Annotated in this window: 24 protein-coding genes and 2 tRNA genes; 13 read left to right on the forward strand and 13 right to left on the reverse strand. The window is 62.2% G+C overall.

Features of this window, described 5'->3' with window-relative positions:
- Entirely contained in the window at positions 1 to 1,359 is a 1,359-nt protein-coding gene (locus tag AC1D0I_RS19850) for a sensor histidine kinase (protein WP_477397162.1), read from the reverse strand.
- Positions 1,349 to 2,017 (reverse strand): response regulator, encoded by a 669-nt coding sequence (locus AC1D0I_RS19855; protein ID WP_477397164.1) that lies wholly within the window; start codon positions 2,015 to 2,017, stop codon positions 1,349 to 1,351. The genes AC1D0I_RS19850 and AC1D0I_RS19855 overlap by 11 nt, the downstream gene beginning before the upstream one ends.
- A gap of 531 nt (positions 2,018 to 2,548) precedes the next feature.
- Between AC1D0I_RS19855 and AC1D0I_RS19860 the strand changes: the two genes are divergently transcribed.
- The 3 genes from AC1D0I_RS19860 to AC1D0I_RS19870 all read left to right on the forward strand — a co-directional run bounded on the left by AC1D0I_RS19860 (position 2,549) and on the right by AC1D0I_RS19870 (position 3,639).
- Positions 2,549 to 2,782 carry a DUF680 domain-containing protein gene (locus AC1D0I_RS19860; protein WP_477397165.1) on the forward strand — a complete coding sequence of 78 codons (234 nt, stop codon included), beginning with the start codon at positions 2,549 to 2,551 and terminating at the stop codon, positions 2,780 to 2,782.
- Between the two features lie 62 nt (positions 2,783 to 2,844).
- The gene (locus AC1D0I_RS19865) at positions 2,845 to 3,072 is read left to right on the forward strand and encodes a DUF680 domain-containing protein (protein WP_095086233.1); all 228 of its coding nucleotides are present in this window, start codon (positions 2,845 to 2,847) and stop codon (positions 3,070 to 3,072) included.
- Between the two features lie 327 nt (positions 3,073 to 3,399).
- Positions 3,400 to 3,639, forward strand: a complete 240-nt coding sequence (locus AC1D0I_RS19870; protein WP_477397167.1) for a DUF680 domain-containing protein — start codon at positions 3,400 to 3,402, stop codon at positions 3,637 to 3,639.
- A gap of 49 nt (positions 3,640 to 3,688) precedes the next feature.
- Here AC1D0I_RS19870 and AC1D0I_RS19875 read toward each other — a convergent pair whose 3' ends face one another.
- Genes AC1D0I_RS19875 through purM form a run of 6 tightly spaced genes read right to left on the reverse strand, consistent with a single transcriptional unit; the run spans position 3,689 to position 6,953 of the window.
- A complete protein-coding gene (locus AC1D0I_RS19875; RefSeq protein WP_477397168.1) occupies positions 3,689 to 4,198 on the reverse strand; it encodes a SixA phosphatase family protein in 510 nt (169 codons plus the stop codon).
- A 9-nt stretch (positions 4,199 to 4,207) separates the two neighbouring features.
- Positions 4,208 to 4,540 carry a hypothetical protein gene (locus AC1D0I_RS19880; protein WP_477397170.1) on the reverse strand — a complete coding sequence of 111 codons (333 nt, stop codon included), beginning with the start codon at positions 4,538 to 4,540 and terminating at the stop codon, positions 4,208 to 4,210.
- Positions 4,541 to 4,552: 12 nt separating this feature from the next.
- Positions 4,553 to 4,846 carry a type II toxin-antitoxin system RelE/ParE family toxin gene (locus AC1D0I_RS19885; RefSeq protein WP_477397172.1) on the reverse strand — a complete coding sequence of 98 codons (294 nt, stop codon included), beginning with the start codon at positions 4,844 to 4,846 and terminating at the stop codon, positions 4,553 to 4,555.
- 3 nt (positions 4,847 to 4,849) lie between these two features.
- Positions 4,850 to 5,125, reverse strand: coding sequence for a type II toxin-antitoxin system ParD family antitoxin (locus AC1D0I_RS19890; RefSeq protein ID WP_477287155.1), 276 nt, complete (start codon positions 5,123 to 5,125; stop codon positions 4,850 to 4,852).
- Between the two features lie 53 nt (positions 5,126 to 5,178).
- Positions 5,179 to 5,892 (reverse strand): phosphoribosylglycinamide formyltransferase, encoded by a 714-nt coding sequence (gene purN / locus AC1D0I_RS19895; RefSeq protein WP_477397173.1) that lies wholly within the window; start codon positions 5,890 to 5,892, stop codon positions 5,179 to 5,181.
- Complete coding sequence (purM, locus tag AC1D0I_RS19900; protein ID WP_167392159.1) at positions 5,889 to 6,953, reverse strand: phosphoribosylformylglycinamidine cyclo-ligase; 1,065 nt, start codon at positions 6,951 to 6,953, stop codon at positions 5,889 to 5,891. The genes purN and purM overlap by 4 nt, the downstream gene beginning before the upstream one ends.
- A 281-nt stretch (positions 6,954 to 7,234) precedes the next feature.
- On the opposite strand from purM, the gene AC1D0I_RS19905 reads away from it, so the two are divergent.
- The 4 genes from AC1D0I_RS19905 to hdaA all read left to right on the forward strand — a co-directional run bounded on the left by AC1D0I_RS19905 (position 7,235) and on the right by hdaA (position 10,841).
- Positions 7,235 to 8,224, forward strand: a complete 990-nt coding sequence (locus AC1D0I_RS19905) for a methyltransferase (protein WP_477397175.1) — start codon at positions 7,235 to 7,237, stop codon at positions 8,222 to 8,224.
- Positions 8,225 to 8,354: 130 nt separating this feature from the next.
- Entirely contained in the window at positions 8,355 to 8,912 is a 558-nt protein-coding gene (locus tag AC1D0I_RS19910) for a CDP-alcohol phosphatidyltransferase family protein (protein ID WP_477397177.1), read from the forward strand.
- Positions 8,884 to 10,089, forward strand: a complete 1,206-nt coding sequence (locus AC1D0I_RS19915; RefSeq protein ID WP_477397179.1) for an AI-2E family transporter — start codon at positions 8,884 to 8,886, stop codon at positions 10,087 to 10,089. The genes AC1D0I_RS19910 and AC1D0I_RS19915 overlap by 29 nt, the downstream gene beginning before the upstream one ends.
- Positions 10,090 to 10,136: 47 nt before the next feature.
- Positions 10,137 to 10,841, forward strand: a complete 705-nt coding sequence (gene hdaA / locus AC1D0I_RS19920; protein ID WP_477397181.1) for a DnaA regulatory inactivator HdaA — start codon at positions 10,137 to 10,139, stop codon at positions 10,839 to 10,841.
- 91 nt (positions 10,842 to 10,932) lie between these two features.
- Here the strand turns inward: hdaA and AC1D0I_RS19925 are convergent.
- Positions 10,933 to 11,009: transfer RNA gene (locus AC1D0I_RS19925), tRNA-Pro, on the reverse strand.
- Between the two features lie 123 nt (positions 11,010 to 11,132).
- Between AC1D0I_RS19925 and AC1D0I_RS19930 the strand changes: the two genes are divergently transcribed.
- The 3 genes from AC1D0I_RS19930 (at position 11,133) to AC1D0I_RS19940 (ending at position 12,126) form a co-directional block, all read left to right on the forward strand.
- Entirely contained in the window at positions 11,133 to 11,438 is a 306-nt protein-coding gene (locus AC1D0I_RS19930) for an ETC complex I subunit (RefSeq protein ID WP_095086744.1), read from the forward strand.
- A gap of 46 nt (positions 11,439 to 11,484) precedes the next feature.
- Positions 11,485 to 11,561, forward strand: a tRNA-Arg gene (locus AC1D0I_RS19935).
- Positions 11,562 to 11,697: 136 nt separating this feature from the next.
- The gene (locus AC1D0I_RS19940) at positions 11,698 to 12,126 is read left to right on the forward strand and encodes a hypothetical protein (RefSeq protein WP_477397183.1); all 429 of its coding nucleotides are present in this window, start codon (positions 11,698 to 11,700) and stop codon (positions 12,124 to 12,126) included.
- A gap of 212 nt (positions 12,127 to 12,338) precedes the next feature.
- Here the strand turns inward: AC1D0I_RS19940 and AC1D0I_RS19945 are convergent, their stop codons facing one another.
- The 4 genes from AC1D0I_RS19945 to AC1D0I_RS19960 form a co-directional block, all read right to left on the reverse strand.
- The gene (locus AC1D0I_RS19945; protein ID WP_477397185.1) at positions 12,339 to 12,707 is read right to left on the reverse strand and encodes a hypothetical protein; all 369 of its coding nucleotides are present in this window, start codon (positions 12,705 to 12,707) and stop codon (positions 12,339 to 12,341) included.
- Between the two features lie 176 nt (positions 12,708 to 12,883).
- Positions 12,884 to 13,090: a hypothetical protein gene (locus AC1D0I_RS19950; RefSeq protein ID WP_477226323.1), complete on the reverse strand. Its 207-nt coding sequence runs from the start codon at positions 13,088 to 13,090 to the stop codon at positions 12,884 to 12,886.
- A complete protein-coding gene (locus AC1D0I_RS19955) occupies positions 13,087 to 13,413 on the reverse strand; it encodes a hypothetical protein (protein WP_477226324.1) in 327 nt (108 codons plus the stop codon). Before AC1D0I_RS19955 ends, AC1D0I_RS19950 begins: the two co-directional genes overlap by 4 nt.
- Positions 13,410 to 13,652, reverse strand: coding sequence for a hypothetical protein (locus AC1D0I_RS19960; RefSeq protein WP_477305913.1), 243 nt, complete (start codon positions 13,650 to 13,652; stop codon positions 13,410 to 13,412). Before AC1D0I_RS19960 ends, AC1D0I_RS19955 begins: the two co-directional genes overlap by 4 nt.
- An 82-nt stretch (positions 13,653 to 13,734) precedes the next feature.
- On the opposite strand from AC1D0I_RS19960, the gene AC1D0I_RS19965 reads away from it, so the two are divergent.
- The 3 genes from AC1D0I_RS19965 to AC1D0I_RS19975 form a co-directional block, all read left to right on the forward strand.
- Positions 13,735 to 13,962 carry a helix-turn-helix domain-containing protein gene (locus tag AC1D0I_RS19965; protein WP_477397186.1) on the forward strand — a complete coding sequence of 76 codons (228 nt, stop codon included), beginning with the start codon at positions 13,735 to 13,737 and terminating at the stop codon, positions 13,960 to 13,962.
- Positions 13,963 to 13,971: 9 nt separating this feature from the next.
- Positions 13,972 to 14,322 (forward strand): hypothetical protein, encoded by a 351-nt coding sequence (locus AC1D0I_RS19970; RefSeq protein WP_457155617.1) that lies wholly within the window; start codon positions 13,972 to 13,974, stop codon positions 14,320 to 14,322.
- Positions 14,323 to 14,504: 182 nt separating this feature from the next.
- On the forward strand, positions 14,505 to 14,732 hold a 228-nt coding region (locus AC1D0I_RS19975), incomplete at its 3' end, for a hypothetical protein (RefSeq protein ID WP_477397188.1).

Raw genomic sequence — 14,732 nt, forward strand, 5'->3', positions numbered from 1 at the left:
CTAGCTGCTCGCCAATGGCAGCCTGACCTCAACCACCAGGCCGCAGGTCGCGCCATCCCCGAGGGTGACGCGGCCGCCGGCATTTTCGACGACCTCGCGCACGATGGCGAGGCCAAGCCCGCTGCCTTCCTCGGTCGATCCGGCAACGCGGTAGAAGCGCTCGAAAACATGGTCTCGCTCGTCCACTGGGATGCCGGGCCCATCGTCGGTGACAGTCAGCACGGCTTCGTCCTCAACGGCCGCCAGCTTCACCGTGACGCTGCCGCCGTCCGGCGAATAGCGCAGCGCGTTGTCGACAAGGTTGACGATCATCTCGCGCAACATGGTGCCGTCGCCGATGACCGGCACGGGTCCAGCCTCCTCGAGGCCGAGATCGATGTTGTGACCGATTGCTGTCGGCGCCTGCGTTTCCAGCACATGGCGGGCGGCTTCGGTCAGGTCGACGCGGTCGGCGCGCGGCCGCCGGCTGCCCGGCTCGGCGCGCGACAAGGTCAGGAGCTGTTCGGCCAGCCGCGCCAGTCTGCCGGAGCTAGCCTGGAGCGCCACCAGGGCCTCCTGGCGCGCTTCGGCGGCACTTTCGCGAAGCGCGTAGCTCGCCTGCGTCGACATCAACGCCAACGGCGTGCGCAGCTGGTGCGCCGCATTGGCGATGAAGCGGCGTTGTGCCGCCATCTGCGCCCGCACCCGGTCCATATAGGCGTTCAGCGCATCGATGAGCGGGCGGATCTCGCTTTGCGCGCCAGGAACCTCGACCGGGTCGAGGTCGCTGCGGCTTGGCGACCGCACGGCGTCGCGCAGCCGGATTAGCGGCGCCAGGCCGCGACGCAGGCCCAACAGCACGAAGATGCCGGCAATAGCCACCAGCGCCAGTTGCTGGGCGAAAGCGTTGAACCACAAATGCCGCACCATCGCATCGTGCCCGGCAAGCGTGACGCCAACGGTAACCGATATCGGCGAGTCGTCTCCGGCGCCGACCACGGTGTGGCTGAAAGTAAGCAGCCGCAGCCGGTGGTCGCGATAGGTGGCCTCGATGCTTGGGTGCTTTGGCGCTTCCGGCAGGTCGGGATATCCGGTCAGCAGCCGCCCTTTGGCAGTCTTGACATGGTAGTAGACACTGTCGCGATCGCCGGTATCGAACATCTCGATCGCCGCCGGCGGTATCGAGGTATCGAGCACGCCGTCTGTCATGGCGACCTGCTCCGCGATGGTCCGTGCCGAACCCAACAACATCCGGTCCGTGACCAGGTCGGCGGTGGCCAGCGCGTTGCCATGGCTGGTCCACAGATTGATGGTGGCGAGCCCGGCGAGCGGCAACACCACCCAGGCCAGCAACTGCAAACGGAGGCTGCTAATCCTCATGGCGCAAGAGATAGCCGAGGCCACGCAAGGTGGCGATCTGGACGCGCGACCCTTCAAGCTTCTTGCGCACACGGTGCACATAGATCTCGATGGCGCTGGGGTCGGCATCGGTCTCGAAATCGTAGATCGCCGCCGACAGTGCCGCCTTGCTTACCGTGCGTCCGGCCTTGACCATCAGTTGTTCCAGCACCGCATGTTCGCGCGGTGTCAGCGCCAGCGTCTCGCCGGCCAGCGAAAACAGCCGCGTGTTGGTGTCGAAGACGAGATCGCCGCAGGCAACCACAGGCGCGGTGCGGTCATTGGCGCGGCGCAGCTGCGCGCGAATGCGCGCCTCCAGTTCCTCGATCTGGAACGGCTTGGCCAGATAGTCGTCGGCGCCTTCATTGAGGCCCTTGACCCGGCCGTCGAGACTGGCGTTGGCGGTCAGCACGATCACCGGGACCCGGTTGCCGCGCGCCCTTAGCATGCGCAGCACTTCCAGGCCGCCCATACGCGGCAATGCAAGGTCGAGGATGACAAGCGCGTGGCCGCCGGCGGCCAGCGCGTGCTCGACATCCTCGCCGTCATGGACGACGTCGACGACATAGTTCGCCTGGCGCAGGGTCTTGCCCAGCCAGTCGGCCAGTTCGAGATTGTCTTCGACAAGCAGCAGCCGCATTTCTATCGCTGTCTCACTATCCGCCGCCTTCAGTCTTTCACCGGATGGTGTCGGGCTTGATCAGTCGCGGCATCCGACCATGCCGACTGAATGAGCGACAGTATCGATTCCAACGCAAGGTAAATGCGGTCTTGCGGCTAATGACAATGGGTTTTTGCAGGCTGGATCGGCTCATTCGGTGCCAAAATCGAACCGAACGGTTCAGCTTGCGCGCAAGCGCCCACTGTCGATCGAACCAATCGGTTCAATTTATGTTGACGGACCGTGATGAGATGGTGAACGCCGGCTCGGCGGAAGACCATACAGTTGGCAAAGAACATCTAGTAACTATTTGATATTGATAAAGAAAATTTTGGCCACCCCGGCTGCTGGCCCCGTTTCAAGGTCTGGATTCGGAGCGCGGGGGAACATCTTCGTGATTGGAAGTCGGCGAACGAGAAACCCATTTCGGTGTGGTCCGAGCGACGGGAAATTCCTCCCAAGGGCACGCCACTAGACGGACTGAACTGAGAACTACTGGAAGTTAAGAAAATGACCAAGATCGCTCTTACCGCCGCCGCCATGCTCGTTGCCACGGGCTCCGCTTTTGCCAGCAGCGACCACTATGGCGCCGACAATGTCAACCAGCCGGCCGTGTCCGCGCCCGCTGGTAGAATAGACCACACATTCACGGCTTCGATCCGTAGGCCGGTCGAGCACCACGGCTTCTGGCTGACGCCCGATTCGAACCAGCCGGAATCCGGCCAGGGCATCTGGGGCCGGTAAGCCGGCGTCTGTCCGGACCCTCCCAAACCAGAACCATCAACCTTCATTCAGGAGTATTTGAAATGACCAAGATAGCGCTCACCGCCGCCGCCATCCTCGTTGCCACCGGCACCGCCTTCGCCAGCAGCGACAACTATGGCTCAAGCAACGTCAACCAGCCGGTTGCCAGCCACTCGGTTTCCAACATGGACACCATGCACACCGGCTCGATCCTGAAGTCCGAAAAGGCCCAGGCTGACGCCAATGCGAACGTGCCGCCTCAGTCTGGCCAGGGCATCTGGGGCCGCTGATCCACGACGCAGACCTTGACTACAAAGAGCGGTGGGCCTGGCCCGCCGCTCTTGTTTTTTTCGCACAAGGGATAGCCGTCAACTAGTGCATGTCGCCCAAAAGTGGCTCGGTTTTGGGGCAACGACATGCATAAAAACAAAGACTTAAGCGCGCCGCCTGAATCCGTTTCAACGCGACGCGCTTTAGGCCCGCGCTGGGCCAACCGACCTTCGCAGTCGGCAAAAAAGTTCAGCCTCAAGGAATAAAACCGCACTGCCTGGGGTCTTGTCCTTAGCGGAACCGTCCTCCCAAGACGCCGCCCAACCCAAGAACCAGGAGACTTGAAAATGTACAGGATTGCCCTCGCCGCCACCGCCATCCTCGTTGCCACCGGCAGCGCTTTCGCCGCCAGCGACCACTATGGATCCGACAATGCCAACCAGACGGTGGCCCCGGTTGCCAGCGTCGACCATGCCGTCACCGGCGCGGTCAACAACGCGGATATGGCTGGGTACAAGGCTGCCGATACCAAGATGAAGACAACCACGGACCGGCCGGAATCCGGCCAGGGCATCTGGGGCAACTGATGTCTCGAGCAGGGTGGACGGCAGGTTGCCTGTCACACCTGTCTTGCACCTAGCCTAAATCCCTCGGCCGCAGACTATGCGTCAGCCGGGCCGAGGACAGGCCGGACCAATCTCCCTCGAAGACGAAGCGCGCAAGGGATGCAGTCGGGAACTTTTCCTCGAGCCTCTTGCGCGCCTTCGCCTCCGACCCCGGCGCGGCAAGCTGGTTCGCCAGATATTCCAGGCCCGGATTGTGGCCAACCACCAGCAAGCTGTCGCTCGAAGCGTCGGCCTGACGTATCTGGCCCAAAATATCCGCTGCCGACGCATCATAGAGCGCATCGGCGAACGTGACCTGCGTGTGCGCAGGCAACTCCGCCGCAACCAGCCGCCAGGTGTCGCGGGTTCGCAGCGCCGTCGACACCAGTGCCAGGTCCGGCAGCCAGTCRCGCGCCGCAAGCTCGCGCCCCATCAGCTTGGCGGCCTTCAACCCGCGCCCGGCGAGCGGCCGATCGAAATCAGCGAGACCAGGGTCGTCCCAGCTCGATTTGGCGTGGCGCAGGAGAAGCAGTTGTCGCATCGGCATCGTTCAGGACCAGGGAATCTCGGCATTAAAATCCTTGCCATCCCGGCTACCATGCTTTGTGCCTCTCGCGACATCAAAAGCCGCCGCCAGCCTGCCGAAGACGAACAGGGCTACACGCTGCTCGTCCCGATCCCATTTGACCGCCACATCGGCCTTGGTGATCGCCCAGCCCCCTGATCGAATGTGGATTGCCTCGACGACCGGCCCGACTGTTTCGCCGCCCATTTCGCACAGGTAAAAATACGCCGTGGCATTTTGTGGCCCGTCAGTCTCCTCATACTCGAAGACACCGGCCAGATCGCCTTTTGTTCGGGCCGCGCTATCGAAAACATTCATGGCTCTCGGACCCTAGAACAACGTTGAGACATCACGCGCGTCATGCACGATACGTACGATTTCGATCCGTCCTTCGGCGAGACGATAAAGAACTAGATAGTCGCCGATGGTCAGCGCTCGCGTATCGGCGCCGACGTCGGGTCTTCGCGGTCCGGATTCGGGGAAGGCGGCAAGCTGCAGGATGCGCTCGGCGATGGCATTCAGAAAATGATCGGCGGCACGCGGGCTGTGCTCGGCGATGACGAGCCAGATATCGATAAGATCATTTTCCGCCGCCGGGCTGCGAATGATCTGCACGCCTGCCATCGCCTATTTCTTGACGGCGTCGACAAACCGGCTTCGGGCTTTGGACTTGATGTCCTCGATGTCGAAAGCAGCGAACGGGCCGCTCTCTAGTCCCTCTGTCCAAGCCTTGCGCAATCGCTCCACCTCGGCCTCGCGAAGCGGCTGGCGTAAACGCCACTCGCGTAGCGCCTCACGGATCACTTCGCTTGCAGACCCATAGCGACCGCTGTTGACGGCGTCCTTGACCAGCTCCAGGAGCTCCGGGGAAAGCGCCACGCTGACTTTTTCGACTGTCGCCATTGAACCGTCTCCTTGGTCAGAAGGTAGCAATATTTGCTACCACCCTCAAGAATTCAAGGCGTGATGCGCGCCAATTGCTCGAGGTCGGCTTCCTCGCGCAGTGGGTCGGGCGCCATCACCACCGAGGTGGCATTGTCGGCATCGTCGGCAAAGTGGGCCAGCACGGTACGGCCGGCTGCCATGCGCGCCTTGCCCTCTGCGACCAGCCCAAGCGCCAGCGGATAGAGCTGGTGCTCGGCCTTCAGCACACGGGCAGCCAAGGTATCCGCATTGTCGCCGACCATCACCGGCACGGCCGCCTGCGCGATGATCGGGCCGTCATCCATCTCGGGGGTGACGAAATGCACCGTGCAGCCGTGGATGCGCATGCCGGCGGCCAGCGCCCGCGCATGGGTGTCGAGCCCCTTGAACGCCGGCAGCAGGGCAGGGTGGATGTTGATCATGCGGCCCTGCCATTTCTGGACGAAACCGGGCGTGAGGATGCGCATGTAGCCGGCCAGCGCGACGATCTCGGCATTGAATGCTGCAAGTGCCGCATCGATGGCCGCGTCATGCGCCTGCTTGCTGCCATGGTTGGCGCGGGGAATGACCTGTGTGGCGATACCGCGCGCCTTGGCCACACCGAGGCCGGCGGCGTCGGCCTTGTCGGAAATGACGCCGACGATCTCGGCGGGGAAGGCCGGGTCGCTGGCCGCCGCGATCAGCGCGGTCATGTTGGAGCCGCGCCCCGAGATCAGGACAACGGTGCGTTTCCTCTGCGCGCTCATAGGCCGATCGAGCCCCGGTAGATGACGCCGGCATCGCGGCGCGGCACGATGCGGCCGATCGGCGTCACTGTCTCGCCGGCTTCCTGCAGCACGGCGGCGACCTGCGCTGCCTGGCCGGAAGCGACCGCCAAAATCATGCCGATGCCGCAATTGAAGGTGCGCATCATCTCTTCCGGCGCGACACCGCCGGTCCTGGCCAGCCACGAGAACACTGCGGGGACGTCGATCGCCTCGAGGTCGAGCTCGGCCGAAAAATCCTTGGGCAGCACGCGTGGAATGTTTTCGGGGAAGCCGCCGCCGGTGATGTGGGCCAGCGCCTTGATGCCATGCGTGCCGCGTATGGCCTTGAGGATCGACTTGACGTAGATGCGGGTCGGCTCAAGCAGCGCCTCGGCCAACGTCGCCTCATCGTTGAACGGCGCCGGATCGCTCCAGGCCAGCCCGCTGACGGCGACGATGCGGCGCACCAGCGAAAATCCGTTCGAATGCAGGCCCGAGGAGGCGAGCCCAAGCAGCACATCGCCTTCGACGATGTCATCGGTCGGCAAGAGCTGGCCGCGTTCGGCCGCGCCCACCGCAAAGCCGGCGAGGTCGTAGTCGTTGCCATGATACATGCCGGGCATTTCCGCCGTCTCGCCGCCGATCAGCGCGCAGCCCGCCTGCCGGCAGCCCGCGGCAATGCCGCCGACGATCGCGGCACCCTGGTCGGGATCGAGCTTGCCGGTGGCGAAATAGTCGAGGAAGAACAGCGGTTCGGCACCCTGCACGACGAGGTCGTTGACGCACATGGCGACCAGATCGATCCCGATCGTGTCGTGCTTGCCGGCATCGATGGCGATCTTGAGCTTGGTGCCGACGCCGTCATTGGCGGCGACCAGCACTGGATCGGTGAAACCGGCTGCCTTGAGGTCGAACAGGCCACCAAAGCCGCCGATCTCGCCGTCGGCGCCCGGCCTGCGTGTGGCGCGCACCAGCGGCTTGATCTTCTCGACCATCAGATTGCCGGCATCGATATCGACGCCAGCCTCGGCATAGGTGAGCCCGTTCTTGCGCTTGCTCATTTCTGGCGCTTGCTCATCGTTGTTTCGTTTGCGGGCTCTTCGCATGAACGGCTTCGCCCCGCAAGGATGACGGTGGGATGCCGAAGTTTTGCCCCGATAAAAAGCGTGGAGAGCGGGTTTTTCGGCGGCGGTAGCGCCCCTTGTGTGAAATCCCCGCTGTCCTTTGCTTTTTATCGGAGGCAAAACCCCGTACCTCCGTCTGCGCCTTCACCCCTTTGCATCCTTGTGTCTGTCTGTTGTTGGTGCTCTGTTGCTTCGCATCAGGCATCCGGGGACAGGCCATGCCCAATCCGTCGCAACAGATCATGAGGCTAGGCTTTGGATTCGCCGTGTCACAGGCGTTGCGCGTAATTATCGAACTCGGCATCCCCGATCTCCTGGCTGTCAGCGAGCAGTCGGTGGATAAACTTGCGGCTGCCACTCAGTCGGATGCTGACGCGCTTTATCGTGTAATGCGACTTCTCGCGCCGGAAGGCGTCTTTATGGAAGTACTGCCCCGTCATTTCGAATTGACGGAGGTTGGCGCCGCGCTGCGCTCCGATAAGCCGGGTCCCCGTGACTTCGTCCGCATGATCAACAGTGAGGCCTATCTTGCCTTCGAGCAGCTCCTGCATTCTGTCCGCACCGGAAAGCCAGCCTTCGATAAGGTGTTCGGGAGCCCAAGGTTTGACTGGCTGTCGGAACACCCGGAGCAGGCTGCCTTGTTTCAGCGTGCAATGGTCGCCTTGAGCCAAGGCAGTAACGAGGCCGTTGCCGAAGCTTATGACTTCAGGCCGTTCACACGGATCGTCGACGTTGGCGGCGGACATGGTCAGCTTCTCTCGGCGATCCTGGCCCGCAACCCCCATTTGAGCGGCGTGCTTTTCGATCTGCCTTCGGGCGTCGCGGCAGCCCGCCAGGGTGCCGGAGGCGACCTGCCGCGCACCGAATTTATCGCAGGTGATTTCTTTGAAAGCGTTCCCACCGGTGACGTCTACGTCATCAAGAAGGTCGTTCACGATTGGGACGATGGGCGTGCCGCGGAGATCCTGCGAAATTGCCGCAAGGCAATATTGCCGAACGGAAAGGTGCTTGTGGCCGAGACCCTCGTGCCGCCAGGTGACGAACCGAACCAGATCAAGGGTATCGACGTGGTCATGCTCGCCGTCACTGGCGGCCTGGAGAGGACGCAAGTCCAATATGCAAGCTTGTTCGACGCCGCTGGGCTACGCCTTGAACGAGTGATTCAGACCCGAGGACCCATTTCCATCCTTGAGGCGTCTGCAGCCTAACCAGAGAATATCAATGTGCGCAGTCGCGGTGCCTCGCCGTCCAGCTACCTTTGCTATGTGTGACGCTTCTCGCTTGCGATCCCCTCCGTCTCCCATCATCTATCAGCATGCAAACCCGACAGGCGCGCATTTGACCATCCCCAACCTGATCACCATCCTGCGCTTGGTTCTGGTGCCAGCGGTGGTGCTGGCGATGCTGCAGGCACGCTGGGACTGGGCTTTTGCCGGTTTCCTCGTGGCCGGAATTTCCGACGGCGTCGACGGCTTCATCGCCCGTCGTTTCAATCAGCAGTCCAGGCTCGGCGCCTATCTCGATCCGATTGCCGACAAGCTGCTGCTGGTTTCGGTCTTCGTCGTCCTGGGCTTCATCGGACAATTGCCGCTGTGGCTGGTCGTCACCATGGTGTCGCGCGACGCGCTGATCGTCTGCGCCGTTGTGTTGTCGTCGGTCATGGCCCATCCAGTCGAGATGAGGCCGCTTTTCGTGTCGAAGGCCAACACCGCTAGCCAGATCGTGCTGGCGGCGGTTGTGCTGGGCGAACTTGCCCTTGCCGTTCACCTCGACCCTCTGCGGCCAGCCCTCATATTGCTGTCCGGGGTCTTGACCGTGGCTTCGGCCGCGGCCTATCTCGTGGCTTGGCTGAGGCATATGAGCGGCTATGGCGAAGGCTCCAATCCGGGCATCTGAGAGAGAAGCGGCAGTTGAGAGAGAGGCTGCGGTGATCGAGGCTGCGGCTGCCGATCTCGCCGCATCATCCACCTTCCGCCGGCAGATCTTCTTCTGGCTGGCCGGCGCGGCCGTGCTCGCACTTTTCCTCTATGTCTTCAGTGCCATCTTGTTGCCCTTCGTTGCTGGCATGGTGCTTGCCTATTTCCTCGATCCGGTCGCCGACCGGTTACAGCGGCTCGGCCTGTCACGCTTCATGGCGACGGTGGTCATCCTCATCACCTTCCTCATCGTGCTGGTGCTGGCCTTCGTCGTCCTCATTCCCGTGCTGGCGACGCAGATGGCCGATTTCGCCGGCAAATTGCCGGACTATCTGACCCGGCTGCAAAGTCTGATCACGTCATATGATCCGAAATGGCTGGAACAGAAATTCGGCGTCAACGCCAATAGCTTGCGCGACGGGCTGAATTCGCTGCTGACCTCCGGCTTCGGCCTGCTCACCACGGTCTTCACCTCGATCTGGAGTTCCGGCGTGGCGCTGGTCTCGGTGGTCAGCCTGTTCGTGGTGACGCCTGTGGTTGCCTTCTACATGCTGCTCGACTGGGACCGCATGGTTGCGGTCATCGACAGCTGGGTGCCGCGCGACAACGTCACGACGGTGCGCGCGATCGCCAAGGACATCAACACCGCAACAGCCGGCTTCGTGCGCGGCCAGGGCACGCTGTGCCTGGTGCTGGGCGCCATGTACGCCACCGGGCTGACGCTGACCGGGCTGAATTTCGGCATTCTTATCGGCCTGTTCGCCGGGCTGATCTCCTTCATCCCCTATGTCGGCTCGCTCACCGGACTGGTGCTGGCAGTCGGCGTCGCCTTCGTCCAGTTCTGGCCGGACTGGACGATGATCGTCGCCGTCGCGGTGGTGTTCTTCATCGGCCAGTTCATCGAGGGCAACATCCTGCAGCCACGGCTGGTCGGCAAGAGCGTCGGCCTGCATCCGGTATGGCTGATGTTCTCGCTGTTTGCCTTCGGCGCGCTGTTCGGATTCGTCGGCCTGCTGATTGCCGTGCCGGCTTCGGCGGCAGTTGCCGTGCTGGTGCGGTTTGCCATAGCCCGTTATCTTGAATCGCCGCTCTACAAGGGCCACGGCAACCCTGCGCCGGAGCTCCCGGCCGATCGGCGCAAGGCCATCAAGCCATGATTCGGCCGGTGACCAGGTTCCTTGCCGGGTCGCAAGGCTGAGCCCGAATGAGCGAGCAGAAAACCGACCCGCCGCGCCAGTTGCCACTCGATCTCGGCCACGGCACCGGCTATTCGCGCGACGACCTCGTCGTCTCCGGCACCAATACGCAAGCGGTGGCTTTGGTCGACCGGTGGCCGGACTGGCCCTCGCCGGTGGTGGTGCTGGCCGGTCCCGCCGGCTCCGGCAAGACGCATCTGGCCTCGATCTGGCGCGCGCGCGCCAACGCGGTGATGGTCGACGCCAGGCGTATCGGTGACAGCATCGCCAATCTCGGCCCCCGGCCGGCACTGATCGACGATGTCGATGCCGGCGCGGTGGACGAGCAAGGCCTGTTCCATCTGATCAATGCGGTGCGTGGTGCGGGCTCGACGCTGTTGTTGACGGCGCGCCGCTTTCCCTCGGCTTGGGGTGTTGCGCTGCCTGATCTGGCCTCGCGGTTGAAGGCGGCGGCGACGGTCGAGATCCATGAGCCCGACGACGTCCTGCTCGCCGGCGTCATTACCAAGCTGTTCGCCGACCGCCAGGTCGAGGTCGAGCCGCATGTCGTGCAGTATCTGGTCCGCCGCATCGAGCGCTCGCTGGCGACCGCGATGCGTGTGGTGGAACGGCTGGACGGCACAGCGCTCGAGCGCAAGACGCCCATCACGCGGGCATTGGCGGCCGAAACCGTCAGCGCCATGGACGAGGGGCAGGGCGAGTTCGAGATCTAGGATTCCCAGTGGGCCAAGTCCCATAACCGGAATCGGCGCAACGCACCGTCCGTTGCGCCAGCGGCGCCGACCTTGCATGTCGATGAGAGGATGGTCGGAGTGGAGAGATTCGAACTCCCGACCCTCTGGTCCCAAACCAGATGCGCTACCAGGCTGCGCTACACTCCGAACGGTCTGTTGCCTATTCATTTCGGTGTTGCATGGCAAGTGCAAAAACCTTGCCGTGTTGCGCATTGCGCAGTAATGACGACGCAGGGTGGCGATGCTGCCTTGCACAATAACGAGGTGGCCATGTCCGCGCGCATTTTCAGCCCAGCCAAAACCGCGATGCAGTCCGGCAAGGCCAAGACCGGCCATTGGGTGCTGGAATTCGACCCCGAGATGCGCAAGAAGATCGACCCCTTGATGGGCTACACCACGTCGGGAGACATGAGGAGCCAGATCAGGCTCACCTTCGATACGAGGGAAGAAGCGGTGGCCTACGCCGAAAAGGAAGGGTTCGCCTTCCGCGTCGAGGAGCCGAAAGAGACCAAGCGCCGCCAGATTTCCTATGCCGAGAATTTCCGCTATGACCGCAGGACGCCCTGGACGCATTGACCGGCGGCCAGCGTCAAGTAATCAGCCGGCCCGGCGGCCGGCCAGCGGTCCCGTAGCTCAGCTGGATAGAGCACCGGCCTTCTAAGCCGATGGTCACAGGTTCGAATCCTGTCGGGATCGCCAATAAACCGCTGAAATGATTACGAAATTAGACGGCACGATGACAGGGTGCTAGTGCGAGGTTCTGCTGTGTCAGCACGGTGTCAGCACCTGTCATCAAAAAGCCCGCCGCTGGTGCCAATTCTTTAGGGAAGCAGCAATGAGAGAGACACGCCCTTTCTATCGTGTTTTCACCGTGACCAAGCAGGAGGCAGCGGTTCAACAGATAGAGGGGGCTATTGCTGCCTTCCATGCTGGCCAATTCGGTCTTACGATAACTTTGGCCGGAGCTGCGGAAGATATGAGGCCCCACAAAGAGGGCGGCCTTTGGGTCAGCATTCGGGACAACCCAACTCGCCCAGTGGAGAAAAACAAGGATTGGATAAGGCGTCTCAACGAGACGCGCGACTGGTTCAAGCATGACAGACCCGAAGAAACCAGGGCCTTGGTCGCATTCGAGGCCGGCCTGTTCATCTTGCGGGCGATGGACAAGTGGGAGCCATGGACGCCGACGATGATCGCCTTCAAGGATCTGTGGTTCTCCTCGCCTAAGCTGATGCGCCCCGAGGATTATTCTCCCGAACAGTGAAAGCCCGCCACCGTGAGGCAGCGGGCATCACGCGGTTTACCGTTTTCAATTCGGCGAACAATCACTACTATCCGAACTATGAGACGTCATCTTGTTCTCGCCAGTTTGATGATGCTGTTCGGATGGACCGCAAGCGCACAGCAGATGCCCTGTCCCTTCGAATACCCGGACACTCCGGTCAATCGGTCTCGCGGTGTGGTCGGGTGCACGCTTCAATGCGACCAAAAGCTCACTTGTCCGGGCCAGCAGCCGGCGGAGCCGCAGAAGACTGCGCCGGCGAAGGCGTTGCCGCCATCGCCGGCGCAGCCCAGCAAGCCCACCGGTGAGAGCGGAGCATGCCCCGAGGGGAAATACTGGAATCCGAAGAGGAAAACTTGCGTCTCTTGTGCGGCGGGCGCCTCGTGGGATGCCAAGCGCTCGGCCTGCTCCTGTGGGGCGGGGCAGTTCGTCGATCCGAAAACTCGGCGCTGCGTGAGCTGCCCGGAGAATTGGGGTTGGGGAAAAGGGGCCTGCGTGTGCACGCGCAGCTTGAAGTCCACGTTGGCCGGAAAGTCCTGCTCGCCCAAGCGCCCTGTCTGCATGACCGGCAGTTCCTGGGATGCCGCCAACAAACATTGTGTGGCCGTGAAGCTGCAGAAGCCGAAAGCGTCGCTTGAGATGGAATTCGCTGCGGCACCCGACGGGTGAAGTGGGCAAAGGGCTGGGCAAATTGAAAAGCCCGCCACCGAAGCAGCGGGCCAATGGGTCGGTCGGAACCTTATTGAATACAAGAGCCCGGAGGATAGTGCTCGGGGTCGTAGTGCCACGACGAGACGAGCATGAAATCGTCGCCGGTGTGGACAGGGATCATGCCGAAGTTATTGCGGTAAGCGTGGTGGAACGGCACGACGATCATGTCGTTGCTCGGCTCTGTCGCTGCTGATAGCGGGTCGAAGGCGCGTCGTTGATAGAACGGCGCCGTCATATCCCGCTCTCCACCAGCGTTTCCTGCGACGCCAGATCGTCGGGCCACATGATGCGTTCGCCATAGATATCCACGCAAGGCTCGTCGTCGCCACCTTCCTCGTCGTCGCAGTTGTCCTGCTCCAGATCATCGAGGCAGCCTAGCGATGGCTCGTCGTCTGCCGTATCCTCCAGGTCGCAATCAACCTCCATAAGATCCAGTGCCGTAATGAGCGACATGGCGCGGTCCAGAAGGTCGTTGAGGCGCTTCTCGACTGACTGGCGCCATTGTTGCGGGTTCATCCCCTTCGGCATCCCCAAGGGCTTCAGCATGGCCGCGCTCATGATGGTGACCTTTGGCCGATAAACACGAAGGGGAGTTCATGGTTGATGAAGACGTAGTATTCGCTGTCACCATGGATCGCCTTCATTGCGGCAACGATAGAAGCGATATCCCGGTCGATCTGTCGTGACGCCTCTGCCATTTGGTCGGCGATCTCGCCGATAATGACGCGACCTGAAAATCTTCCAAGGAAGGCAGCGGGCATAGCTTCGCCGGCCGCCGGAACACACGTGTTCGGCATTTGGAATTCCCCTTCAGTTGTGATACTTACACTTGTGAAATTAGCACAAGGATTGTGAGTTGTGAAGCCTGCACAAGTGAGGATGGCTAGAGCGGCGTTGAACTGGTCCCTGGCTGACCTTTCGAAGGCTGCCGGAATTCACCGCAACACGATCTCGAATTTCGAGACAGGCAAGTATGGCGGTTCGGAAGATGCCCTGGCTGCGATCGAGAAGGCTCTCGAATCTGCCGGCGTCGAGTTCATCCCCGAGAATGGTGGCGGTGCCGGGGTGAGGCTGAGGAAGGGTGGCAGCATAGATAGTGGCGGCTAGTTGGGGACGATGGCAAAAGAAGAGTTCCAGGCAAACTGGCGTGGAGCACGCAAATATCAATTTGACGAGGAAACGCGTCGGAAGCAGGCCGCGCTCGATCGCAAGTTCCCCGATCCTGATCCCGCTCACTTGCCACAGCCAAGCGAGCCCATCCCGAGTACCGAAGCAGCAACGCACCAGAATACCGAAGCACCAGCGCGCCCACCAAAGTCGCGACCGAGACGGCGCGGTATCTCCATCGCCACGATGCTTCTACTCGTGACCGTCGCCTCGATTGCGGGCTACGTCACAGTGCTGCTTTTCGAGGGGCAACATATTGTTTGGCCGGCGCCGCCGCAGACGACGGACGCGCAGCCCTAGACCAGCGCGCCAGAACCTTCCTTGCCCTCGGAGGTGCCCCTCCCACCGAACCGGCCGCGTACTCGCTGAAATCGTCAAGCGCGCCCTTGCGGGGACGAAGCTCGCGCGCGATGCTGCGGACCATGATCGGGAGTTCCGTTGTGTTGGCCACGAAAAGTCCGTCGATCGCCTTTCTTGCCGGGATGGCAGTTTGTTGTGCCACGAGCGTCGCCGAGGCTCGGCCCGACACGCGCACGATGAGCTGCGAGCAGCTTCAGCAGTTGATCCAGAGCCGGCACGCCGTGGTGCTGACCACCGGCCCCAACACATATGACCGCTATGTGCGCCAGTTCGGCAATGAGTGCGACTGGCCCGACGTGCCGATGTCCGCCGCCGTTCCAACCCGCGACGGCCAATGCCGCGTCTATCAC

The organism is Mesorhizobium sp. P2_D1, assembly GCF_056404455.1.